General features: G+C 76.2%; 21 protein-coding genes. 5 read left to right on the top strand and 16 right to left on the bottom strand.

The window, feature by feature from the left end; all coding sequences use genetic code 11:
- Positions 1-82 precede the first annotated feature (82 nt).
- From ACI790_RS18685 to ACI790_RS18670, 4 genes are all read right to left on the bottom strand, one after another.
- Positions 83-1,735 carry a thiamine pyrophosphate-binding protein gene (locus tag ACI790_RS18685; RefSeq protein WP_456571288.1) on the bottom strand — a complete coding sequence of 551 codons (1,653 nt, stop codon included), beginning with the start codon at positions 1,733-1,735 and terminating at the stop codon, positions 83-85.
- On the bottom strand, positions 1,732-2,508 hold the full coding sequence (locus ACI790_RS18680) for a cyclase family protein (RefSeq protein WP_456571287.1): 777 nt from the start codon (positions 2,506-2,508) through the stop codon (positions 1,732-1,734). The genes ACI790_RS18685 and ACI790_RS18680 overlap by 4 nt, the downstream gene beginning before the upstream one ends.
- A 78-nt stretch (positions 2,509-2,586) precedes the next feature.
- Entirely contained in the window at positions 2,587-2,769 is a 183-nt protein-coding gene (locus ACI790_RS18675) for a PspC domain-containing protein (protein WP_456571286.1), read from the bottom strand.
- 36 nt (positions 2,770-2,805) lie between these two features.
- Positions 2,806-3,651 (bottom strand): alpha/beta fold hydrolase, encoded by an 846-nt coding sequence (locus ACI790_RS18670; RefSeq protein WP_456571285.1) that lies wholly within the window; start codon positions 3,649-3,651, stop codon positions 2,806-2,808.
- 81 nt (positions 3,652-3,732) lie between these two features.
- Between ACI790_RS18670 and ACI790_RS18665 the strand changes: the two genes are divergently transcribed.
- Positions 3,733-3,927: a hypothetical protein gene (locus ACI790_RS18665; RefSeq protein ID WP_456571284.1), complete on the top strand. Its 195-nt coding sequence runs from the start codon at positions 3,733-3,735 to the stop codon at positions 3,925-3,927.
- 9 nt (positions 3,928-3,936) lie between these two features.
- On the opposite strand, the gene ACI790_RS18660 is transcribed toward ACI790_RS18665, so the two are convergent.
- Positions 3,937-5,295, bottom strand: coding sequence for an alpha-amylase family glycosyl hydrolase (locus ACI790_RS18660; protein WP_456571283.1), 1,359 nt, complete (start codon positions 5,293-5,295; stop codon positions 3,937-3,939).
- A gap of 262 nt (positions 5,296-5,557) precedes the next feature.
- Here ACI790_RS18660 and ACI790_RS18655 point away from each other — a divergent pair, with 262 nt between their 5' ends.
- Positions 5,558-5,761, top strand: coding sequence for a cold-shock protein (locus ACI790_RS18655; RefSeq protein WP_456571282.1), 204 nt, complete (start codon positions 5,558-5,560; stop codon positions 5,759-5,761).
- A gap of 511 nt (positions 5,762-6,272) precedes the next feature.
- On the opposite strand, the gene ACI790_RS18650 is transcribed toward ACI790_RS18655, so the two are convergent.
- Complete coding sequence (locus ACI790_RS18650; protein WP_456571281.1) at positions 6,273-7,145, bottom strand: ATP-grasp fold amidoligase family protein; 873 nt, start codon at positions 7,143-7,145, stop codon at positions 6,273-6,275.
- A 159-nt stretch (positions 7,146-7,304) separates the two neighbouring features.
- Between ACI790_RS18650 and ACI790_RS18645 the strand changes: the two genes are divergently transcribed.
- A complete protein-coding gene (locus ACI790_RS18645) occupies positions 7,305-8,429 on the top strand; it encodes a glycosyltransferase family protein (RefSeq protein ID WP_456571280.1) in 1,125 nt (374 codons plus the stop codon).
- On the opposite strand, the gene ACI790_RS18640 is transcribed toward ACI790_RS18645, so the two are convergent.
- Both ACI790_RS18640 and ACI790_RS18635 read right to left on the bottom strand, forming a co-directional pair.
- Complete coding sequence (locus ACI790_RS18640; protein WP_456571295.1) at positions 8,426-8,968, bottom strand: sugar O-acetyltransferase; 543 nt, start codon at positions 8,966-8,968, stop codon at positions 8,426-8,428. The genes ACI790_RS18645 and ACI790_RS18640 overlap by 4 nt on opposite strands.
- 49 nt (positions 8,969-9,017) lie before the next feature.
- Positions 9,018-9,797, bottom strand: coding sequence for an alpha/beta hydrolase (locus ACI790_RS18635; protein WP_456571279.1), 780 nt, complete (start codon positions 9,795-9,797; stop codon positions 9,018-9,020).
- A 156-nt stretch (positions 9,798-9,953) separates the two neighbouring features.
- Between ACI790_RS18635 and ACI790_RS18630 the strand changes: the two genes are divergently transcribed.
- Entirely contained in the window at positions 9,954-11,756 is a 1,803-nt protein-coding gene (locus tag ACI790_RS18630) for a SpoIIE family protein phosphatase (RefSeq protein ID WP_456571278.1), read from the top strand.
- On the opposite strand, the gene ACI790_RS18625 is transcribed toward ACI790_RS18630, so the two are convergent.
- The 6 genes from ACI790_RS18625 to ACI790_RS18600 all read right to left on the bottom strand — a co-directional run bounded on the left by ACI790_RS18625 (position 11,746) and on the right by ACI790_RS18600 (position 15,954).
- Positions 11,746-12,186, bottom strand: a complete 441-nt coding sequence (locus tag ACI790_RS18625) for an NAD(P)H-dependent oxidoreductase (RefSeq protein WP_456571277.1) — start codon at positions 12,184-12,186, stop codon at positions 11,746-11,748. The two genes, ACI790_RS18630 and ACI790_RS18625, sit on opposite strands and share 11 nt — an antisense overlap.
- A gap of 7 nt (positions 12,187-12,193) precedes the next feature.
- Positions 12,194-12,724: a G/U mismatch-specific DNA glycosylase gene (gene mug / locus ACI790_RS18620; protein WP_456571276.1), complete on the bottom strand. Its 531-nt coding sequence runs from the start codon at positions 12,722-12,724 to the stop codon at positions 12,194-12,196.
- A gap of 33 nt (positions 12,725-12,757) precedes the next feature.
- Positions 12,758-13,291: a DUF4185 domain-containing protein gene (locus ACI790_RS18615; protein ID WP_456571275.1), complete on the bottom strand. Its 534-nt coding sequence runs from the start codon at positions 13,289-13,291 to the stop codon at positions 12,758-12,760.
- A 139-nt stretch (positions 13,292-13,430) separates the two neighbouring features.
- The gene (locus ACI790_RS18610) at positions 13,431-14,156 is read right to left on the bottom strand and encodes a GAF and ANTAR domain-containing protein (protein WP_456571274.1); all 726 of its coding nucleotides are present in this window, start codon (positions 14,154-14,156) and stop codon (positions 13,431-13,433) included.
- An 80-nt stretch (positions 14,157-14,236) separates the two neighbouring features.
- On the bottom strand, positions 14,237-14,896 hold the full coding sequence (locus ACI790_RS18605) for a histidine phosphatase family protein (protein ID WP_456571273.1): 660 nt from the start codon (positions 14,894-14,896) through the stop codon (positions 14,237-14,239).
- Positions 14,887-15,954, bottom strand: a complete 1,068-nt coding sequence (locus tag ACI790_RS18600) for a phosphotransferase family protein (RefSeq protein ID WP_456571272.1) — start codon at positions 15,952-15,954, stop codon at positions 14,887-14,889. The genes ACI790_RS18605 and ACI790_RS18600 overlap by 10 nt, the downstream gene beginning before the upstream one ends.
- Before the next feature lie 250 nt (positions 15,955-16,204).
- Between ACI790_RS18600 and ACI790_RS18595 the strand changes: the two genes are divergently transcribed.
- On the top strand, positions 16,205-16,660 hold the full coding sequence (locus ACI790_RS18595; protein WP_456571271.1) for an STAS domain-containing protein: 456 nt from the start codon (positions 16,205-16,207) through the stop codon (positions 16,658-16,660).
- A 10-nt stretch (positions 16,661-16,670) separates the two neighbouring features.
- On the opposite strand, the gene ACI790_RS18590 is transcribed toward ACI790_RS18595, so the two are convergent.
- Together ACI790_RS18590 and ACI790_RS18585 are read right to left on the bottom strand one after the other, a co-directional pair.
- The gene (locus ACI790_RS18590) at positions 16,671-16,904 is read right to left on the bottom strand and encodes a hypothetical protein (protein WP_456571270.1); all 234 of its coding nucleotides are present in this window, start codon (positions 16,902-16,904) and stop codon (positions 16,671-16,673) included.
- Positions 16,905-16,945: 41 nt separating this feature from the next.
- Positions 16,946-18,247 (bottom strand): S8 family serine peptidase, encoded by a 1,302-nt coding sequence (locus ACI790_RS18585; RefSeq protein ID WP_456571269.1) that lies wholly within the window; start codon positions 18,245-18,247, stop codon positions 16,946-16,948.
- Between the last annotated feature and the right edge of the window lie 138 nt (positions 18,248-18,385).

The raw sequence follows: 18,385 nt of genomic DNA, 5'->3' as shown, positions 1-18,385 counted from the left end.
AGGTGACCGGAACCGCACGGCCGCGCGGCCCCACCGGAAGGACCGGGCCGGCGGCGCGCCGACGGCGTGCTGCCGCGGACCGTCAGTGGCCGCGGAAGGCCTCGTCCAGCCACCAGGAGGGCTGGTCCCGGGTCACCTTCGCGTCGATCAGCAGCGGCGCCGACCGCGGTCCGGCCAGCCAGCCCGCGACGCCGTCCAGGTCGGCGGGGCGCCGCACGGTCACCGCCGCGTAGCCGTGACCGCGGCCGATGGCGGCGAAGTCGGTCTCCGGGAAGCGGACGGTGTCCAGCGGGTGCCCGTCCGGGCCGAAGTGGTGCACCTCGGCGCCGTAGCCGGCGTCGTCGTAGACCACGACCACCATCGGCAGCCCCAGCCGGACGACGGTCTCCAGCTCGGCGGCGCCCATCAGCGCACCGCCGTCGCCGAGGGCCGCGACCGGCAGCCGGTCCGGCCGGGCCAGCGCCGCGCCGATCGCCGTCGCCAGGCCCAGGCCGACGGACTGGAACGCCTGCGTGAAGCAGAAGCCCTGCTCGTCGGGGACGTCGAGGAACATGCTCGGGTAGCCCATGAAGTTGCCCGAGTCGACGGCCACCACCCGCTCGGCGGGCAGCAGGTCGTCGAGCGCGACGGTCAGGGTGCGCGGGTCGATGCGCTCGCCGTCCCCGGGGCCGGGCAGCGGCTCGTCCCGCCAGCGGCCCCGCCCGGCCAGCGCCGCGCGCACCTGCGGCGTGCGGTAGCCGGCCGGCGCCGCCTCCCCCAGCCGGGCGGCCGCCGCCTCGGCGACGGCGCGCACGTCGCCGACGACGCCGAAGGACACCTGCCGCTGCGCGCCGATCGCCGCCGCGTCGAGGTCGACCTGCACCACCGTGGCGTCGCCGGCGATCAGCCGGCCGTGCCGCATGGTCCACATGTTCAGCTGGCAGCCCCAGCCGACGATCAGGTCGGCGTCGCCGATCAGCTCGGCGGCCAGCGGGGTGGCGAACCCGCCGGAGACGTCGAGGTCCCAGTCGCTGCCGCGGAACAACCCCTTGGCCACCGCCGAGGTCGCCAGCAGCGCCCCGCAGCGGTCGGCCAGCTCCTCCAGCGCCCGGCGCGTGCCCGCCCCCCGCGAGCCGCGGCCGGCCACGAACACCGGTCGCCGGGCCGCGCGCAGCGCATCGGCCAGCTCCGCCACCTCGGCGTCGCCGGGCAGGGGGACGGGCCGCTGCGCCGCGGGCGGCGGCTCCGCCTCCCCCGCGGCGAGGGTCTGGACGTCCAGCGGCAGGTTGAGCACCACGGTGCGCCGCTCGAGCCGGGCGGTGTCCACCGCGGCGGCGGCGACCGCGACCGCGTCCGCCGCCGAGGTCACCCGCATCGGCACCGCCCCGACGGCCGTGGCCAGGGCGACCTGGTCGACGAAGAAGTTCGACCGCGGCGAGCTCGCCTCCGCCGTCAGCACCACCAGCGGGGTCCGGCTCTTCGCCGCCTCGGTGATGCCGGTGAGCGCGTTGGTGAGCCCGCAGCCCTGGTGCAGGCTGAGCACGGCCGGCCGGCCGCTGGTCCGGGCGTGCGCGTCGGCCATCGTCGCCGCGCCGCCCTCGTGGCGGGCCGCCACGTACCGGGCGCCCGCGGCGACCATCGCGTTGGTCGCCACGAAGTTGCCCGAGCCGACGACGCCGAAGACCGTGCCGGCCCCGCGCCGGACGAGCGTCTCCCCGACGGCCGCCGCGACGGTGCGCCCGGTGGCCGGGGTCATCCCCGCTCGACCAGCGCCAGCACCCGCGACGGCGAGCCGGACCCCGAGACGATCGGCAGCGGCGCGGCGACGAGGAGCGCCCCGGTCGCCGGCAGCCGGTCGAGGTTCTGCAGCTGGGTCAGCCCGTACTTACCGCTGCCCATCAGCGCCGCGTGGCACGGGAACGGTGGGTCGAAGGAGTGCGCCGCACCGGCGTCGGTGCCCACGGTCTCCACGCCGAGCCCGATGACCGGCGCCTCCTCGGCCAGCCAGCGCGCGCAGGCCGGGGAGAGCCCCGGGGTGTGCGGGCCGGTGTCGTCGGCGTTGAGGAACGCCTGCTGCGAGGCCGACCGGGCGTCCCAGCCGGTGCGGTAGAGCAGCCACCCGCCCTCGGGCAGCGGCCCGTGCTCCCCCTCCCACGCGCGCACGTGCTCGACCTCGAGCAGGAAGTCGGGATCGGCGGCGGCCTGCGCGGAGAAGTCGAGCACGACGGCCGGGGCGATCAGCCGCCCGGCCGGCACCGAGGCGACGTCGTCGCCGTGCCGGCCGGTGACCCAGTGGTTGGGCGCGTCGAAGTGCGTACCGGTGTGCTCGCCGGTGCGGAAGTTGTTCCAGTACCAGGCCGGGCCCCGGTCGTCGTACCGGCTCAGCTCCTCCAGCTCGAACCGCGCCGTCTGGGCGAACTGCTCCGGCAGCTGGATGACCGGCGTCTCCGCCGACAGGGGCGCGGTGAGGTCGACGACCTCGATCCGCGTGGTGGTCAGCGCCTCGGCAAGGCTCTCCAGGATCGACATCGCTGTTCCTTCGCAGGCGGGCGGCAACGGGCGACAGTCAAGCATGATCACCGGGTCGCGGTCCGCCCCGGGCGCGGGTCAGCGCTCCTTGGGGATCATGATCCAGAGCGCGATGTAGACGAGCTCGCCGACGCCGACGAGCCCGAAGATCACGAAGCCGAGCCGTACGAGGGTCCGGGAGATCCCGAACCGGTTGGCCAGGGCGGCGCACACCCCGGCGATCATCTTCCGCGAACGTGGCCTGACCAGCGCTGATGTCATCCCGGGGCCCTACCCGGGCCCGGCCGGGGGAACACCTCACCCGCCGGCATCCGCCTGCGCGACCAGCCGCAGCACCGCCTCGACGACCACGTCCGGCCGGTCCCCGGGGACGAAGTGGCTCGCGTCGTCGACCCAGGTGAGGCGCGCGCCCGGCAGGTCGTCGGCGAGCCGGGCCCCGTACCGGGGCTTCATCTGGGAGTCCTGACGGCCCCACACCACCTCCGCCGGCATGTCCAGCCGAGGCAGGAACGGGGCCACCGTCTGCGTGTACACCGAGTCGAGCGACCGCAGGTGGCGCGCGAGCTGAGCGGGACCGCCCGGCCGCGACCACGGCTCGACGAAGCGGTCGAGGAACGGCGCGGCCCGCTCCGGGGAGGCGAACAGCGAGCGCAGCGCCGGCCGCAGCGCGGTCGCCAGCGCCGCGGGCGGGACGAGCGGCAGCGCGGGCCAGGCCGCCTTCATCGCCCGCACCACCGGAACCGGCCACCCGTCGTAGCAGACCCCGTTGACCACGCCCAGCCCGGCGACCCGGTCGGTGCTCGTGGTGGCCAGGATCTGCGCCACCCCGCCGCCGAGGTCGTGGCCGACCACGACCGCGCGCGCCACGCCGAGCTCGTCCAGCAGCCGGAGCAGCAGCGCCGCCTGGGCGGCGAGGTCGACGGGCCGGTCGCCGGAGGGGTCGGAGTCGCCGTAGCCCAGCATGTCGACTGCCAGCACCCGCGCGGACGCGGACACCTCGGGGACGACGTCGTGCCACAGGCGGGAGTTGGTCGGGATGCCGTGGACGAGCAGCACCGTCGGTCCCGCGTCGCCGGCCTCCCACACGTTGAGCGAGCAGCCGCCGACGTCGACCTTCCGGGTGGCACCGATGGGAAGAGCCATGACCAGGCCAGTGCCCCGCCCCGCGGCCGGCGATGCACCGATGCGCCGTTCACCTCGCCGACGGCGGGGTAGGGACCGGCGATGGACGCAGTCACCTTCGGAAAGGCCGGCCTCAAGGGCTGGCGCGCACGCGTGGCCGACACCGTGGCGGGGCCGGTGGCCCAGCGGACGTCGGTCACCGACGACCAGGTGCGGGCCGCGATCGGGGCGCTGTTCCTGGCCCTGTCGGTCATGTACGTGGCGAAGGCGGTGAAGGAGCTGGCGGCCGGCCGCTGAGCCGGCGCGTCAGCCGGCCAGCACCGCCCACCCGTGCGCGGGCAGCCGCACCCGGGCGCCGGGTGATCCGGACGCGAGGACGTCGGCCCGGCCGGCGAGCACGCGCCCGGCGCCCGGGGCCGGCAGCTCGGCCGGCCCGTCGGCGACCGACAGGGCGACGACGAGCCGCTCGCCGTCGGCCCGGGCCTCGTAGACCACCTGCTCGTTGGCCAGGTGCAGCGTCGCGGTGCGGGCGGTGTGCAGCCAGCGGTGCCGGCGGCGCAGCCCGATCAGCTCCTGGTGCAGGTGGTACACGGGCAGCCCCACCGGCGAGAGCTCGTCCGGCGAGGCCGGGAACGGCGGGCGGACGGCGTCGTCGCCCCCGGCCCGGTCCTCCTTCACACCGCGGAAGGCGTGCTCGTCCCCCGCGTAGACCGCCGGGGTGCCGCCGGTCGTGAGCAGCACGACCAGCGCGTGCGCGAGGTGCCGGTCGTCGTGCAGCCGGCTGGCGATGCGGGTGACGTCGTGGTTGCCGAGGAACGTGTACGGGACGAACCGGCCGAGGACGTCGGTGTGGCGGGCCAGGGCCGCGTCGAGCTCGAAGAAGTTGCCGTCGTTGAGCGAGCTCCAGACGGCCTTCCACAGCTCGTACTGGGTGACCGCGTGCAGGCCGGACTCCGCGACGAAGCGGCCGTAGTCCCCGTGGATGACCTCGCCCACCAGGTAGGCGCCGGGGTGCCGGGCCCGCACCCGCCCGGCGACCTCCGCCCAGAACGACGGCGGCACGGCGTAGGCGGCGTCCAGCCGCCACCCGTCCGCCCCGCGGTCGAGCCAGTGGCCCATCACCTCGCCCACGTGGTCGACGACGTCCGGGGACCGGTGGTCCAGCGCGACGAGGGCCGAGTGCCCCTCGAAGTCGTCGTAGCCGGGCTCCGTCCCGGGTGCCCACGCCTGCGGCCCGCCCGGCCAGCGCAGCCGGAACCAGCCCGCCGTGCGCGCCGACGGCCCCTCGGCCAGCACCTGCCGGAAGGCGGGGTGACCGCGGCCCACGTGGTTGAAGACCCCGTCGAGCAACAGGCGCAGGCCGCGGGCCCGGCACGCGGCGACCAGCTCGTCGAAGTCCGCGTCGTCCCCCAGCCGGGGGTCGATCCGCAGGTGGTCGGTGGTGTCGTAGCCGTGGGTCTCCGAGGCGAACACCGGTCCGAGCGCCAGCCCCGAGGCGCCGAGCTCGACGGCGTGGTCGAGCCACGGGAGCAGCTGCCGCAGCCGGTGGCGGACCGGCCGGGCGGGATCGGCCGCCGGCTCGGCGCCGACGAAACCCAGCGGGTAGACGTGCCACCAGACCGCGTCGTGCACCCAGCCCGGCTCGGCGCTGCCGAGAGACGTCATGCCGACGATGCTCGCGCACCGGCCGACCGCACCCGCCGACCGGGTCACCGCCTTCCGGGAGGGCCCCTCCGACCAGGCCCTTCCCACGAGGCCCGCCCAGGGCGTACAGTTCACCTCGGTCGCTGTTGCGCCTCTGCTTTCGTTCTTGGACGTCCGCAGTCGTCTCTGCCTGACGTTCCTCTCGGTCCTGCCGGTCGGTGCGGCGGCCCCGCACCCGGTACGTACCGATGCGGTCACCCCCCAGCACGGAAGAAGAACGAACATGGCTCAGGGCACTGTGAAGTGGTTCAACGCGGAGAAGGGCTTCGGGTTCATCGCCCAGGACGGCGGCGGCGCCGACGTCTTCTGCCACTACTCCGCCATCAGCGGCAGCGGCTACAAGTCCCTCGACGAGGGCCAGCAGGTCGAGTTCGACGTGACGCAGGGCCAGAAGGGCCCGCAGGCGGAGAACGTCCGCGCGATCTGATCGACGCGTGAGGAAGGGGCCACGGCGCACTGCGCCGTGGCCCCTTTCGCGTCCGGTGCCGCCTCACGGGGCGGACCGGCCACGAGGACGGACGCCGCAGGCGTGGCGTCGACCACGACTCCGAGGGGAACCCCATCGCCAGACACACCGGACGCTGCGAGGAAGCCCATCTCGGTTGCCCCTGCCGGGGCGACGAGAAGCTCCACGAGGAGCGGTCGCGCGAGCTCACCGAAGCGCGCGCCAGCTCGGCAGGCGCCGTCGAGTGCCCCGAGTGCGGAGGCCCCACGACCGCCCTCTGCATCGTCTCCTGGGGCAACTGCCGGGCCTGCCGCACCGCGCACTCCCGGTCCACGCACCCCCTGCGCTGGTGAGCCCGTACCTCCCGGCTCCCTGAGACCGCTGCACCGCGGGTGTCCCGGCCCCGCTCTGCAGCATCCCCGGCCGGACGCCGTCGTCGCCACTGCAGCGGTCGCGACGGCGTCCGGCCGGGGAACCACCCCCGCGTCGCCGGCTACGGCGCCCGCACCTCCGCCCGCCCCGGCAGCGTCCACCAGCCGCCCAGCAGCCGGTCCAGGTCCGGGTCGAACGGGTCCAGCCCGCCGCCGGGATAGGGCGTCAGCTCGCTGAACCAGACCGTCCCGGCGACGTCGTAGAGGTCGACCCGGACGAAGTCGAAGGCCGCGCCCAGCGTCTCGGCCACCGCGATCATCTCCGGCAGGGCCGCCGGCGGCGCCGTGTCCGGCCCGGTGGCCACGTGCGGTTCGTGCGCCTCCACCGGCACCCAGTCCCGGGTGTAGAGCCGCCGGGAGTGGCTCCCGGTGAGTCGGCCGGTGTCCACCTGCACGAGCCGCGCCCGGCCGCCGAAGACCAGGAACTTGTGGTCGACGAGCACCTCCCCCGGCCGGCCCAGGAACTCCTCGGCCAGGATCAGCCGGCGGGCCTGGCTGTAGACCCACTCGCCGCGCTCGGGCCACAGCGGCTCGTCCAGCCAGTCGGCGGTGAGCCGCCGCAGCGCCGCCACGTCGGGGCGTCCGGCGCCGCGGTGCACCCGCAGGGTGCCGTGGTTCGGCTTGAGCACCCACCGCTCGGGCAGGCCCGCCCCGGCCAGCTCGCCGACGTCGGTGCCCGCCCACAGCACCCGCGGGATCGACAGCCCGGGGCAGGCGCGCGCGGCGTAGTCCTTCATCGCCAGCTTGTCGCCCAGTTGGCCGATGAGCGGCCGCCGGTCGTGGACGATCCGCCAGTTCAGCTTCTCGGTGAAGGTCCGCGGGTTCCCCAGGTGCGGCCGGCGGCGGTGTGCCTCGGCGTACAGCAGGGCGCGCTTGGCCGCGATCGGGAGCCGCCGGATCAGGGACCGGTGCAGCCGGTCGGACGCCGCGGGCACCGTGTCCTCCTCCGTTCGGGGAGGCCGTCCGGGGCGGCCTCCCCGACCAGTGTGGTCGGCGGACCGGGCGGTCCCCTCCTAGGGTGGCGCCGTGACGACGGACGGGGCCCCGCACTGAGCGCGGCCGACGCCTCGGGGACGTCCGCCGGAGTGGGTTTCGTGGCCAAGGACCCGTGGCACCCGGCGATCCGGCGCGAGCAGATGATCGCCCGCGAGCTGGTCCGGCAGGGCCGGCCGGTGAGCTTCCTGCAGGCCCCCGCGGACTGGCGCCGGCTGCGCAGCGACCCGGCCAACTGGTGGGGCCACCTGACCCGGGCCCGCTTCGCGCCGGCCGCTCCGGGCGTCCGGGTGTCCGAGCGCTCGACCGTCCTGCCCGGGCACCGCGGCCCGCTCGCCGAGCGCCTCGACGCCGCCCTGCTCGGCACCGTCCTCCGCCGGTCGGGCTGGGACCCGGAGGTCACCGTCTTCATGCTGCCCTGGGAGTGGCGCGCCGCCCGTGCCGTCCGCGGGCGGGCGGTGTTCGACTGCACCGACGACTGGGCCCGGCTGCTCCCCCACGCCCGTCGGCTGCCCGACCAGCTCCGCCGGATCGCCGCGGAGGCCGACGAGGTGGTCGTCGTCAACCCGCTGCTCGCCGAGCTCTTCCCGGGGCGGACACCCGTCGTCGTCCCCAACGGCGCCGACGGCGACCTGCTCGCCGCACCCCGGACGGCCGCGCGCGCCGAGCGGCACGCCGTCTACGTGGGCAGCGTCGCCGAGCGCTTCGACGTGGACCTGGTGCGCGCCCTGCTCCGGGCCCTGCCGGACTGGACGATCTCCGTGCACGGGCAGCTGGTGTTCCCCGACCGGGCGCGCCCGGCCGCCGAGCGCTTCCGCGCCCTCGTCGCGGAGTCCGGCGGGCGGTTGGCGTACCGCGGGCCTGTGCCGCGCGACCGGCTGGCCGCCGTGCTCGACGCGGCGACGGTGGGCCTGGTGCCCGACGTGCCGGACCGGGCGCTGGGCCAGTCGTCGATGAAGAGCTACGACTACGCGGCCCGGGGGCTCCCGCTGGTCGCGACCGCGGGTCACCTGGAGCACGCCGCCGAGCTGCCCCCGCACACCGCGACCGTCTCCGGGGCGGAGGAGATGGCCGCCGCCGTGCGCGCCGCCGCGGAGGAGCCCGCGGAGTTCGCGGCCCGGCGCCGGGCCTGGGCCGCCGAGCGCACCTGGGGCCGGCGGGCCGGGGACTGGCTGGGCGCGGCCCTCGGGCTGGTGTCCACGGCCGGGGAGTCGCGTCCGGCCTAGACCAGCGAGCGGACCACCCGCGCGGGGTTGCCGACGGCCAGCACGCCCGCCGGCAGATCGGCGGTGACCACCGACCCGGCGCCCACCACGGTGTCTGCCCCGATCGTCACGCCCGGGAGCACGATCACCCCGCCCCCGAGCCAGGCGTTGTCCCCGATGGTCACCGGCGCCGCCTGCTGCCAGCCGGCCCGCCGCTCGGCCGGGTCGAGCGGGTGCACGGCGGTGAGCAGCTGCACGTTGGGGCCCAGCTGGACGTGGTCGCCGAGCGCGATCGGGCCGACGTCGAGGAAGACCGCGCCCCAGTTGACGAAGCAGTAGGCCCCCACGGTGATCCGGTAGCCGTAGTCGCACCGGAAGTCGGAGCGGATCGTCGTCCCGCCGCCGAGCGCGCCGAGGAGCCCGGTGAGCAGCTCGTGCCGGCGGTGCGGATCGGCCTCGGCGTTGTAGGTGGCCACCAACGCGGCGGCGCGCCGCGCGTCCGCGGCGAGGTCGGGGTCGTCGGGGCGGTACGGCAGCCCGGCCAGCATCCGGTCCTTCATCTCGCCCACCCGCGCACGGTATCCAGCGTCACCGGCCGCCCCGGACCGGTCAGCCCGCGACGAGCCACCCGACGGCCTCGCGCACCACCTCCGGCGGAACGGCGTGCCCGCCGGGGAACTCCCGGTAGGTGACGTCGTAGCCGTCGTCCTCCAGTGCGGGCACGATCCGGCGGCTGGTCCGGTCGATCGGCAGCACCTCGTCGTCCACCCCGTGCGAGACGAACACCGCCGGATCCCCCGACCGCGCGGCGGGCGGCACGAACCCCGGGGAGAAGGCGACGATCCGCGAGAAGAGCTCGCCGTTGGCCAGGCCCAGCCCCAGCGCGTACGAGGCGCCGTCGGAGAACCCGGCGACGGCGATCCGCCCGGGGTCGACCGGCACCGTGCCGAAGACCTCCGCCAGCGCCCGGTCGATCAGCTCCGCGTCCGGGCCGTAGCTGCCGCCGACGGCGTCCCAGGTCGGCCCCCGGGAGGCCGGCGCCAGGACCACCAGCCCGTGCTCGTCGGCCACGGGCCGCAGCAGGGCCAGGCCGGCCTCGGCGTCACCACCGGCGCCGTGCAGGGAGACGACCAGCGGGAGCCGGCCCGCCCCCGTCCCCGTCGGGACGTGCAGCAGCGGGTCGCCGGAGGATGCCAGGCCGAGAGGGCGGGTACCGGGCTCGGGCCGGTCCGACGGCGGCGGCGCGGCCGGCCGCGCCTCGAGCGCGGCACCGTCCCGCCCCGTCGCCGAGCCGTCCGGCGAGCCGGGTGTCCGGGGCGTGCACCCCGTGCCCAGGACGGACAGCACCGCCGCGGCTCCGGCACCCAGCACGGCTCGTCGGGTCGGCATGGCCGGCCTCCTACCCGGTCGCCGGCCGCCGGATACCCGCCGCCCCCGGTCCGGGGACACGGGGTGCGGCCGGGCCTGCCGTACGCCGGGTCCGGCGGTCAGGGAGGATGGCGAGGGCCCGGACCCCTCCGGAGCCCGCGAGAGCATCGGAGTGGCGTGATCGGCGAGCTGCCCGTGCCCGACTTCCGCCGCGTGTTCGACCTCGCCCCCACGCCGTTCCTGCTCCTGACGCCGGACCTGGTCATCGTGCACGCCAACCAGGCGCGCCTCGACGCCACGGCGACCACGCTCGAAGGCACCGTCGGCCGCCACCTGTTCGACGTCTTCCCGATGAACCCCGACGATCCGCAGGGCGACGGGCTGGTCAACCTGCGGGCGTCGCTCGAGCAGGCGCGCGACACCCGGCAGCCGCACGCCATGGCGATCCAGAAGTACGACATCCGGCTGCCCGACGGCAGCTACGACGTGCGGTTCTGGAGCCCGCGCAACGTGCCGGTCCTCGACGACGACGGCGAGGTCGTGCTCCTGCTGCACCGCGCGGACGACGTCACCGACTACATCCGCGCCCGCGCCGGCGTGGCGACGGCCACCGCGGAGGGCCGGCTCGGCGACCGGGCGGTGCAGGTGGAGTCCGACCTGCTCGCCCGCACCCGGGAACTCGAGGAGAGCAACGCCGCGCTGCGGGCGCTGCGCGAGCGGGAGCAGCGCACCGCGCGCTCCCTCGCCGGGCTGGCGCGCACCGTCTCCGCGCTCGCCGCGGCGGAGACCCGCGAGGAACTGGTCGGGCTGCTCGGCGACCTCGGTGGCCCCGGCCTGTCGGCCGACCTGCTCGCGGTGGCGCTGCACCGCCCCGACTCGCCCGACCTCACGGTGGTCGACGCCACCACCGGAGCCGACCGGCCGGGTGCCCGGCCCCTGCCTGCCGGCTCCCCCGCCGCGCTGGCCGTCGCCGCCTCCGGCACCCCGGTCCTGGTGCCCGACGCCGCCACCTGCTCCGGTCCCCCGCCGGCGCCGGGGCTGCGGGCCTGGGCGGCGCTGCCCCTGCAGGCCGGGGAGCAGGTGCTCGGCGCGCTGGCCGTCGGCTGGCAGCGGCCGCAGCCGCTCGAGGACGACGACGTCCGGGTGCTCGAGGCGTTCGCCGCCCAGTGCGGCCAGGCGCTGGACCGGGTCGCCCGGCTGGAGCAGGAACGCCGGCAGGCCCGGGCCACCCGCAGCCTCGCCGAGGCGTTGCAGCGGTCGATGCTCACCGACCCGCCGCGGACGGAGGGGCTGGGCATCGCCGTGCGCTACCGGCCGGCCGCCCAGGAGGCCCGGGTGGGTGGCGACTGGTACGACGCCTTCGGCACGCCCGACGGTGCCACCACCCTCGTCGTCGGCGACGTGTCCGGACACGACCGGACGGCGGCCGCGCTCATGGGCCAGCTGCGCAACGTGCTGCGGGGCATCGCGCACGCGCTGGGCTCCGACCCCGCTCAGGTGCTCTCGGCGGTGGACCGGGCGATGGCCGGCCTGGGCATCGCCACGCTGGCCAGCGCGGTGCTGGCCCGGATCGAGACGCCGGCGGGGCGAGCGCCGGGCACCGGGCGGGTGCTGCGGTGGTCCAACGCCGGCCATCCGCCGCCGCTGCTGGTGGGCCCCGACGGCGCCGCGGAGCTGCTGGAACGCCCGCGCAACCTGCTGCTCGGCGTCGTCCCCGACGCGCCGCGGTCGGAGCACGTGCTGCCCCTGCCGCCCGGCGCCACCCTGGTGCTCTACACCGACGGGCTGGTGGAGCGGCGCGGCTCGACGCTCGACGACGGGCTGCGCCGGCTCGCCGCCGCAGCCGGTGACCTGCCGGGCCTCCCGGTGGAGGCGGTGGCGGACACGCTGCTGGCGCGCCTGGCGCCGGACTACTCGGACGACGTCGCGCTGGTGGTCCTCCGCGTGCTCGCCGAGGCGCCCGGCACCGTCAGAGGCTGACCGCGACCGTCGCCGACAGCTCGCGGCAGGCCTCCAGCTCGGCGGCGCCGGGCGCCCCGGTGAGGCTCAGCGGCGCCGCGACCTGCTTCCAGCGCAGCGCGCCGGTGATCCGCTCGATGCTGCGCAGCGCCCCGGCCGTGTCGTCGTTGCCGTGCACGTAGACGCCGTGCGGCAGGCCGACCGTGGCGTCCAGGCACGGGTAGTAGACGGTGTCGAAGAAGTGCTTCAGCGCCCCCGACATGTAGCCGATGTTCGCCGGCGTGCCGAGCAGCACGCCGTCGGCGGCGAGCAGGTCGGCGGCCCCGGCCGACAGCGCCGGCCGGACGGTCAGCTCGACGTCGTCGACGAGGGCGACGCCCTCCCGGACCGCGTCGAGCACGGCCTGCAGGGCGGGCGAGGGCGTGTGGTGGACCACGAGGAGACGGGGCACCCCGGCATCATCCCGCCTCCGGGCCGGAACGGAGCTGCCGGTAGACGCGGGCGAGGTCGGGGAGCTGGAAGTGCGCGTTCAGCCCGCTGGGGTTCGGCACCACCCAGGTGTCGGCGCCGCCCACCCGCTCGGGCTGCCGGCCGACGACCGCCTTCGGCCGGCCGAACCCCTGCCGCCAGGCGGTGATGCCGAGGACCGCGAACACGCGGGGCCGGTACCGGGCGATCAGCCGCTCCAGCGCCACCGCACCGGCCCGCAGCTCCTCGGCGGAGAGCTCGGCGGCGGTCCGGGTGGGCCGGTCCACCACGTTGGTCACGCCGAGCCCGTAGCGCAGGAGCTCCCGGTCCTCGTCCGGGGTGAGGCGCCGCGGCGTGAAGCCGGCGAGGTGGATCGCCGGCCAGAAGCGGTTTCCCGGGCGGGCGAAGTGGTGGCCGCGCTCGGCCGACATCAGCGAGGGGTTGATGCCGCAGAAGAGCACGTCGAGCCCGGGCGCCACGATGTCGGGCAGCGGCTTGCCGGGCAGGGGCTGGTCGGGCACTGCCCCATCCTGGCGGGCCCCCCGCGCCCCGGCTCAGGGGCGGGGGATCTCGGCGAGCACCGGCCGCCCCACCCGGGGGTTCGTGAGCAGCCGGGCGAGGTCGGTGGTGTTCCGCGACACCGACACCAGCAGCCGGCCGGAGGCGAGCGCGACCTCCGGGTGCGCCAGCGGCGCGTAGATCAGCTCCCCGGTGTCGAAGCCCGCGGGCGACTCGAGCGCCCGCCGCGGGGTCCAGGGCCCGCTGGGCGACGGCGCCGTCCACGTGTAGACGAAGTCGCCGAGGTCGCCGTCGCGCTTGGACACCGCGATCCACTCGTCGCCCACCGCGTCCACCGACAGCGTCTGCGAGACCCCGCCCGCGGCGCCCAGCACCGGCGCCGCGCGGCCGCGGTCGGCCTGCCAGGCCGGCCCGTCCCAGAAGCGCCAGGAGCTCCGGTCGGCCGGGCTGCCCACCGGCACCCGCGACACGTACAGCTCCCGGCCGAAGACGCCCGCCACCCCGGTCAGCCGGGTGCCGTAGACGTACATCCAGCCGCCGTCCACCGTCGCGGCCGCGCCCCAGTTCACCTGGGTCCCGTCGGCGCTGTCGGGGGTGATCTCGATGACCTCGCGCAGCTGCGGAACGCCGTCGTCGGCGACGGCGAAGACCGCCGCGGAGGTGCCGCGGAAGCCGAAGTCCGACGTGCCCCCGGCTCGGTCGCGGAGCTCAGTCGCGGCGGCGGTCCCCGCCCGGCACGGCCCCGGTGTCGGTCAGCTCGCGGGCGACGTCGACCAGCTTCCGGTTCAGCTCCTGGGACACCCGGGCGAGCACGCCGAACGCCTGATCGGCCGTGAGCCGGTGCCGTTCCATCAGGATGCCCTTGGCCTGGCCGATGAGGTCCCGGTTGGCCATCCCGCTGCGCAGGTTCGCCTCGTGCTCCGCACCGGCCAGGGCCACCGCCGCGTGACCGGCGAAAATCCGCCCGATCTCCTCGCTCTCGGCGTCGAAGGCCGCAGGGGTGCGGGCGTACAGGTTCATCGCGCCCATCCGGTCGCCGGCGACGAACAGCCGGAAGCACAGCATGCTGCGCACGCCCAGGGGCGCCGCCTCCCGGCCGAAGTCCGGCCAGCGGCCGTCGGAGGCCACGTCGTCGACCCGGACCACCTCGTGCTCGGAGATCGCGTCCAGGCACGGCCCCTGGCCGACCCGTCCCTGCAGCTCGTCGGCCGACCGGGACAGTTCGCTGGTCGCCGCCCGGGACCCGACCTCCGAGCGGGCGATCACGTCGCTGATGCTGCAGTCCTCGGCGGCGGGCACCGTGCGCACCGCCGCGGCGGTGATGGCCCGGAGCGTCCCCTCGACGTCGTCGTGCTCCTCCTGCAACTCGCGGGCGACCCGGCTCATCACCTCACCCAGGTGGTGCAGGCCTGCTGCTCCGGTGTGCTGGGGCATGCAGCGACCCTAGCCGCGCGTTCCGGCTGCGGACGGTGACCGCGCACCCGGATCCGCGCACGCAGCCGCCGCCCGCGCCGTCAGCGGTAGGTGAGCAGGTGGCGCCGGGCCCCGGTGGCGTGCGCGTGGTCGTTGAACGCCAGTAGCGACAGCCCGCCCGCGCCGGCGAGGACCGAGGTGATGCCGGCGTTCACCGCCGCACGGTTCAGCGCCACGACACCGTCCGCCGGTGCCGCGAGCAACCCGGCGACGACGGCCGCGATCACGCCCGCCGAGCTCACCACCACGGCGTCGCGGCCGCGCGCCAGCCCGGCTGCGAGCTCCCCGACGGCGGCGGTGGCCCCGGCGGTGAACGCCGGCCAGCCGTCGGCGTCGCCGGTCGCGATCCAGGACCGCAGGGCGGCGTCGAGCAGCCGCTGCATCCGCCGGGACGCGGACTCGTCCGCGGCCCCGTCCGCGATCTCGGCCGGATAGCGCCGGAGCAGGTCGAGGTGGTCGTACTCGTCGAGCCGCGGGTCGGGAGCGGCCTCGACCGGCCAGCCGGCGGCCTCGGCGAGCAGGGCGGCGGTGTCTCGCTGCCGGCGGAGCGTGCCGGAGACGACCAGCGGGTTCCGCAGCTCACGCCGGCGCAGCTCCTCTCCCACGCAGCGCGCCTGCTCGCGGCCGAGGTCGCTGAGCACGTCGTAGTCGTCGGCACCGAAGGATGCCTGGCCGTGCCGGACGAGGCAGATCAGCGGCATCCGGCCAGCTTCTCCGCGCGCTGGAGCAGGACGGCCGCGGCGATCCCGAAGGTGGCGAACCGGGGGTCGGTGCTGTGGCCGGAGCTGTACCGCGCCCAGATCTGCTGGATGATCACCGCGAGGCGGAACAGGCCGAACACCTCGTAGAACGTCCAGTTCCCCGGCTGCAGACCGGTGCGCGCCAGGTACCGCTCGACGAGCTGCTCGCGGGTCGGCATGCCGGGCAGGATGCTCGGCTGGGTCGAGACCAGCCCGAACTCCTCGTCGTCGTCGGCGGTCACCCAGTAGGCCAGCGAGGCGCCGAGGTCCATGAGCGGGTCGCCCACGGTGGCCATCTCCCAGTCGAGGACGCCGGTGATCCGCGGCGTGCCGGAGAGGTCGAGCACGAGGTTGTCCAGCTTCCAGTCGCCGTGCAGCAGGCTGGCGCGCACGTCCTCGGGCTGGTGGGCCGCCAGCCAGGCCATGAGCTCCTCGGCGGCGGGCACGTCGTCGGTCCGGGCGTCGCGGAACCGGCGCGACCAGCCCTCCACCTGCCGGCGCACGTATCCCGGGCCCCTGCCCAGGTCGGCCAGGCCGGCGGCGTCGACGTCGATCGAGTGCAGCTCGGCGAGGGTGTCGTAGGCGGTCTCGCCCAGCACCCGCGCGCGGTCGGGCCCGAGCTCCACGCCGTCGGGCAGCTTCCGGCCCAGGACGACGCCGTCCAGCCGCTCCATCACGTAGAAGTCGCTGCCGATGACCGACGGGTCCTCGCAGAAGCCGTGGATCTGCGCGACGACGTCCAGGTGCGGCCGGAGCCGCTGCTGCACGCGGACCTCGCGGCCCATGTCGTGCGCCGAGGCCGCCTTGTGGCCGTGCGGCGGCCGGCGCAGCACCAGGTCCAGGTCGCCGTAGTCGAGCAGGTAGGTCAGGTTGCTGGCTCCGCCGGTGAACTGCTGCACCCGGGGGGCGGGCCGCCCGTCGAGCGCCGGCACGCGCGGCGCCAGCCACGCGTGCACCGCCTCCACGTCGAAGGCGTCCTCGGGGCGGACATCACGCAGTCGGGTCGCGTTCTCGCTCATCGCCCCCATCCCACCACGGCCCGATCCGGCGCACGTCGCAGCGGGGTCCGCGCCCCGGCCGGCCCGGTCAGCAAGCGCTCGCGGACGGTGAGAGACCGGCCGACGGAGGGCTGCGGAACTGTTCCGGCCACCGGACCCCGGGATACCCTGGACGCCGGGTCGAAGCTCCGGCCCGGCACACCGTCTACCCGTGCGACGTGCGTCCGGAGCAGCTGCTCCGGGGACACGGTCGTCAGGTGGGAGACCTGCCATGGCACCGGATGCACGACCGTCGGAACCCTCCCTGGAGGCCGACCCGATCCCGTTCCACCTGTGCGTCGACCTGGTCGGTGGGACGGTCACCGTCTCCGGCGAGCTCGACCGCGAGAACGCCCACCACGTGCTCGACGGGCTGCTGGCGCTGGCCGGTACCGGGCACCGGCGCTGGGCGGTCGACGCCGCCCGCGTGGTCTTCTGCGACGCGGCGGGGCTGCGCGCCCTGGTCACCGCGCACCACCTGGCTCACCGGCACGGGGCCGCGCTGGTGCTGCACCGGCCGAGCCCGTGCCTGCACCGGCTGGTCCTGCTGGTCGGGCTGGACCAGCTGCTCGACCTCCGTCCCGCCGGGAACGCAGCACCGCCGGCAGCCGGCGGCCACCGCCCGCTCCCGTCCGCCGGCCCGCTGCGGGCGGGGTACCCGATCCGGACAGTGCCGTCCCGGCTCTGACCGCGGGGCGCTACTGCACCGGCGCGTCCGGGGGCGGGAGCCGGGAGGTCAGCTGCTCGTCCACCGACACCACGCCCGAGACCGCGGTCAGCGCGCCGAGGGTGCCCGGCGGCACCGAGCCGGTGATGATGCCGAGCCCGTCCAGCACCTGGTCCACCCGCATGCCTCGTGCGCGCAGGCCCTGCACCACACCGTCGAGGGCCGCGAGGTGCCCGTCGTCCACGGTGACGCTGACGTCGGTCATGCAGCCGACGCTACGCGGCAACCGCCACGTCGGGAACCGGATCAGTCCGGGGCCACCGCCAGGCCGCTGCCGACGTCGACCGACGGCTGGAGCAGCCGCTCGCTCTCCTGGCACAGGACCGCCCACAGCTCCAGCCCCCGGCGCCCGGTGGCCTCGGCCCAGAGCGCGGCGACCCCGGCCACGTGCGGAGTGGCCATGCTGGTGCCGCTGATCGTCCGGTAGCGGGCCGGCATCGGCCAGGCGGAGAAGACCTCCCAGCCGGGGCCGGCGATGTCCACCTGCCCGCCGCGGGCCGGCAGGCTCCGGGCCGAGAACCAGGCCATGCCCAAGGCCTGGTCGACCGCACCGACGGCCATGATCTCGACGCTGTTGGCCGGCGCCCCGACGAAGCCGTCGTTGCGCGCCCGACGGTCGGCGTTGTTGCCGGCCGCGGCGATGACGAGCGATCCCTGCCGCAGCGCCCGGCCGCCGGCGGCGGAGTAGGGCGGATGGGCCTGCATCACGTCGGCACCCAGCGACATCGAGATGATCGGGCAGCGGCTGGTCACCGCCCAGTTGATGCCCGCGAGGATGCCCGCGTCGGTGCCGGTCCCGTCGTTGCCCAGCACCTTCCCGGCGTAGATCTCCGCCTCGCCGGCGATGCCGTACCGGGGGCCGCCCGGCGGGCTCGTCGGCCCACAGGCGGTCCCGACGCAGTGGGTCCCGTGGCCGTGGCCGTCCTGGGCGTCCTCCCCGGCGACGAACGAGCGCGCCGTCACGACACGGTCGGCGAAGTCGGGATGGGTGAGGTCGAAGCCGGTGTCCAGCACGGCCACCCGGATGCCGCGACCGGACCGGGACGAGACGTCCGCCCGGACGGCCTGCACGCCCCACGTCGCGTACGGCGTGTCCGCGAAGCGGCCCGCCGCCACGCCTTCTCCACCCGGTGCCCCCGGCGGGAGCAGCCGGCCGGCGAGGTCGGCCACCCCGTCGCGGTAGCCCTGCACGTACCGGCTGTCGTCGTCGAGGACGTGGTGGACGAGTTCCGGCGAGACCGACAGGACCGGTCGCGCCGATCCGGCGCGCAGCGCGCCGATCTGCTCCGCGTCGGCCGCCACGACGGCGATGCCGAGCGCGGCGAAGACCGTGGCCCCGGCCTCCTGCAGCGTCTCCGGCGGCACGTCCCCGTCCGCGAAGTCCCGGGAGTCGGCGACCTGGTGCACGCCGGCCCGGCTCCAGTCGACGCCGCCGTCGTCCCCGTCGTCGGCGAAGACGACGATCTGGCGTCCGGTGGTCCGGGCCTGCGGCCCCACCGCCCCGTGCCGGACACGGCCCGGCTCCCCCGGCTCCTGCGGATCGATCACTGCTCCCCCTCGGCGTCGCGGCGGACCCCTGCTTCGGCGACCGTCGGTGCACGGCCGGAGACCCAGGGTGACCGAGGATCGACCGGACCGCCATCCGAGCCCGCGAGGCGCAGTGTGGCCGGGGGGTACGACGTTTCC

It is taken from the genome of Blastococcus sp. SYSU DS0539 (genome assembly GCF_054050855.1).
This window is presented reverse-complemented; position numbering and strand designations above follow the sequence as displayed.

Excerpts from the sequence above, each read along its gene's own strand:
- ACI790_RS18610 (WP_456571274.1), bottom strand. The coding sequence starts at position 14,156 with ATGCCCCAGCACACCGGAGCAGCAGGCCTGCACCACCTGGGTGAGGTG.
- ACI790_RS18590 (WP_456571270.1), bottom strand. The coding sequence starts at position 16,904 with ATGACCGACGTCAGCGTCACCGTGGACGACGGGCACCTCGCGGCCCTC.
- ACI790_RS18670 (WP_456571285.1), bottom strand. The coding sequence starts at position 3,651 with ATGGCTCTTCCCATCGGTGCCACCCGGAAGGTCGACGTCGGCGGCTGC.
- ACI790_RS18600 (WP_456571272.1), bottom strand. The coding sequence starts at position 15,954 with ATGAGCGAGAACGCGACCCGACTGCGTGATGTCCGCCCCGAGGACGCC.
- ACI790_RS18665 (WP_456571284.1), top strand. The coding sequence starts at position 3,733 with ATGGACGCAGTCACCTTCGGAAAGGCCGGCCTCAAGGGCTGGCGCGCA.
- ACI790_RS18660 (WP_456571283.1), bottom strand. The coding sequence starts at position 5,295 with ATGACGTCTCTCGGCAGCGCCGAGCCGGGCTGGGTGCACGACGCGGTC.
- ACI790_RS18680 (WP_456571287.1), bottom strand. The coding sequence starts at position 2,508 with ATGTCGATCCTGGAGAGCCTTGCCGAGGCGCTGACCACCACGCGGATC.
- ACI790_RS18675 (WP_456571286.1), bottom strand. The coding sequence starts at position 2,769 with ATGACATCAGCGCTGGTCAGGCCACGTTCGCGGAAGATGATCGCCGGG.
- ACI790_RS18655 (WP_456571282.1), top strand. The coding sequence starts at position 5,558 with ATGGCTCAGGGCACTGTGAAGTGGTTCAACGCGGAGAAGGGCTTCGGG.
- ACI790_RS18640 (WP_456571295.1), bottom strand. The coding sequence starts at position 8,968 with ATGAAGGACCGGATGCTGGCCGGGCTGCCGTACCGCCCCGACGACCCC.
- ACI790_RS18635 (WP_456571279.1), bottom strand. The coding sequence starts at position 9,797 with ATGCCGACCCGACGAGCCGTGCTGGGTGCCGGAGCCGCGGCGGTGCTG.
- ACI790_RS18605 (WP_456571273.1), bottom strand. The coding sequence starts at position 14,896 with ATGCCGCTGATCTGCCTCGTCCGGCACGGCCAGGCATCCTTCGGTGCC.
- ACI790_RS18595 (WP_456571271.1), top strand. The coding sequence starts at position 16,205 with ATGGCACCGGATGCACGACCGTCGGAACCCTCCCTGGAGGCCGACCCG.
- ACI790_RS18685 (WP_456571288.1), bottom strand. The coding sequence starts at position 1,735 with ATGACCCCGGCCACCGGGCGCACCGTCGCGGCGGCCGTCGGGGAGACG.